Raw genomic sequence first — 3,186 nt, 5'->3', positions numbered from 1 at the left:
CGCTTCAAACGGTGTCGCGGGGTTCGACAGTTCGAGATCCAGACAGCACGGCCAGGCGCGTCAGATACGCAGACGAGTCAGAACCCCGCGACACCACCAAGGCAATCACCGATACGCCCGCTGCGCGGGCTACTCGATCAGCAGAGGCTGGGGTCGGGCCGCACTTCGTCGAGCGAAGATCATCCCTCTTCTCCGCGCGTCGCCGCGAGTCGGGCCGCGCGCATCCGTCGGACCCCGCTTCGCGTCCGCTCGACGCCCGGCTCTGCTGGTCGAGTAGCGGCTGCAGGCCGCGTATCGAGACCCCGTCGTCCGGCGGTGGTGGATCTCGATACGCCCGCTGCGCGGGCTACTCGATCAGCAGAGGCGGGGGCTGAGGCCGGGCCGCGCTTCGTCGAGGGGTGCGCCGCTTCACCCCCGCTTCGCGTCCACTCGAGGCCCGGCTCTGCTGGTCGAGTAGCGGCCGCAGGCCGCGTATCGAGACCCCGCGTCCAGCAGGGGTGGCTCTCGATCCGCCGCGCTCCTCGGGCTACTCGATCAGCAGGGGGCGCGGCTGCTCGACGAGCGAGGTGTCCGCGAGCCGCCCCGTCGAGCGCCGCACGACGAGCCGCGCCGACACCGAGGTGCGCTGCTGGCGCTCGCCCGTGCGGATCCGCTCCGCGAGCATCCGCAGCGCCGTCTCGCCGAGCGCCTGGTGGTCGAGGTGCATCGTCGTGAGCGGCGGTGAGAAGTACTCCGAGTCGGGCATGTCGTCGACGCCCACGATCGAGTAGTCATCCGGCGCGATCCGACCGCGCTCCGCCATCGTCTGCAGGAACCCCAGCGCGATCTGGTCGTTGGCCGCCGACACCGCCGTGAACGACTCCGGATCCACCATCCGCGCGTGCTCGGCGCCCGATCCCGCGTCCCACTCGCGGCAGCGCAGCACCTCGAGCGCGGGGACGCCCGCCTCCTCGAGCGCCGCCCGGTAGCCGCGCTCGCGCTCGACCGCCTCGTTGCGGTCGCGCGGACCCGCGAGGTGCAGGATCCGGCGGTGCCCGAGCTCGAGCAGGTGCCGCGTCCCCAGGTAGCCGGCGCCGAACGAGTCGGCGGAGGTCGAGTCGACGGAGGCGTTGTCGTGCTCCGAGCGGGTCACGACGGGGACCGACGTGGCGATGTAGTCGAGCAGCTCGTCCAGACCCTCGTACGGCGTGCCGACGATGATCCCGTCGACCTGGAACGAGAGCAGCTTGTCGACCGCGTGCCGCACCTCCTCGGGCGAGCTCGGCACCCCGGGATCCGTGTCCAGGAGCGCGGTGATCAGCGAGAGGCCGGTCGCGCGGGCGGCCCGGCTCACTCCGGTGAGCAGCTCGGCGTTGCCGTAGTTGAGGGGTCCCATCGCCAGGAAGCCGATGGTGTCGGTGCTCTGCACCCGCAGGTTGCGGGCGACGCGGTTGTGGCGGTAGCCGAGGGCGGCGATGGCCGACTCGATCCGCTCGCGGGTCGCGGGAGCGACGTAGCCGCCGGTGAAGAAGCGCGAGACGGTCTGGGCCGAGACCTCGGCGCGGCGTCCGACATCGGCCATGCTCGGCCGCGCGCGGGAGGAGGCGTCTCCGGGCATCGGCACCCCCTCCGCTTCGTCCGGGGCCCACTCTACGAGCCCCGGGGCCGTTATCCGATCGTGACCGGTCAACCGGTTGGACTCATTGCCGACCCCATGTGTTATCGATAACGTATCCCCCATCCACCGCCTGGGCCGATGCGAATCGCGCTCGGGGCGGACCAGACGTCGACGTCGCCCTGCCGCGATGTCGCGCAGTGAAAGGACGCGAAGATGCGTGCTCTGCCTCGATCCGTCGCCTTCGTGACGGGTGCCCTCCTCCTGGCCGGCCTCACCGGATGCTCCGCCGGCGGCGGCGCCGGCGACGGATCCACCGAGATCACCTGGTTCAAGCTCACCGAGTCCGCCGACTCCGCCAATGCGACGATCGAGGAGATCGTCGCCGACTTCGAGGCGGCCAACCCCGACATCACCGTGAAGGTGGAGGAGCGCGCGGTCGACGCGCACAAGGACGCCCTCCGCACGACGCTGGGCACCAGCGGTGCTCCCGACGTCTTCTTCTCGTGGGCCGGACCCGGCCTGGGCGGCGAGTTCATCGACGCCGGGGCGAGCCTGGACCTCGAGGAGTACTACGACGAGTACGGCTGGGCCGACCGCTTCTCCGAGACCACCCTCTCGACCGTCACCCAGTACGGCGGCTACGACGGGGTGCCCTACACCCAGCGCACCGAGGCGGTCTTCTACAACAAGGACCTCTTCGCCGAAGCGGGCATCGACGCGGCACCCACCAGCTACGACGAGCTCGTCGAGGACGCGGCGGCGCTCAAGGCGGCCGGCATCACGCCGTTCGAGTTCGGCGGCACCGTCAACTGGCACGTGATGCGCCTGCTCGACAGCCTGCTCGAGACCCAGTGCGGGGCCGACGGCTACCAGGCGCTCGTCACCGGCGAGGCCGACTGGTCCGAGGAGCCCTGCGTCACGGACACCTTCACCGAGTTCGCGACCTGGACCGCCGATTACGTGAACCCGGGCTTCATCTCGATCAACAACGACGAGTCGAGCTCGCTGTTCTTCAGCGGCAAGGCGGCGATGGCGATCGAGGGCGACTGGTTCAACCAGCAGATCCGCGACAACGGCATGAGCGAGGACTCGGTGGGCATCTTCGCCTTCCCTACCGGCACCGATCGCATCTACGGCTTCAACGAGAACAACTACATCTCGGCGAACTCCGAGCACCCCGACGAGGCCGCGAAGTTCCTCGACTACCTCACCTCGCCCGAGGCGCAGCAGAAGTTCATCGCGACCTTCGGCAGCCGCTCGGTCAACGTCGACGTGCAGGCCGAGGACCAGAGCGAGTTCGACGCCTCGTGGACCCCGATCGTCGAAGCGGCGACCGGCGTCTACATGAACAACGACCAGAACCTCTCCCAGTCGCAGACCACCGAGTACTGGCGCATCCAGAACCTGGTCGCGACGGGCGAGCTCGACCCGGCCGACGCCGGAGCCGAGTTCCAGAAGTTCCTCGACCAGCAGTGACGCCGCGGGCGGAGGGGGCCTCGCGCCTCCTCCGCCCGGCCCGCGCCGCGAGGCGCCCCCCCGCGATCCCGTGTCCGAGACGTCCGAGAGGTCCGACATGACGACATCCACCC

The 3,186-nt window shown here is 70.0% G+C and carries 2 protein-coding genes; one reads left to right on the top strand and one right to left on the bottom strand.

The annotated features are described in order from the left end of the window. Positions 1 to 526: 526 nt before the first annotated feature. Entirely contained in the window at positions 527 to 1,597 is a 1,071-nt protein-coding gene (locus NB037_RS19075) for a LacI family DNA-binding transcriptional regulator (RefSeq protein ID WP_251948591.1), read from the bottom strand. A gap of 213 nt (positions 1,598 to 1,810) precedes the next feature. Between NB037_RS19075 and NB037_RS19070 the strand changes: the two genes are divergently transcribed. Next, the gene (locus NB037_RS19070) at positions 1,811 to 3,073 is read left to right on the top strand and encodes an ABC transporter substrate-binding protein (RefSeq protein WP_251948588.1); all 1,263 of its coding nucleotides are present in this window, start codon (positions 1,811 to 1,813) and stop codon (positions 3,071 to 3,073) included. Positions 3,074 to 3,186 lie beyond the last annotated feature (113 nt).

The sequence above is a fragment of the Rathayibacter rubneri genome (assembly GCF_023743255.1).
Lineage (GTDB): Bacteria > Actinomycetota > Actinomycetes > Actinomycetales > Microbacteriaceae > Rathayibacter > Rathayibacter rubneri.
The sequence above is the reverse complement of the archived record's forward strand: the minus strand, read 5'-3'. Positions and strand labels throughout refer to the sequence as shown.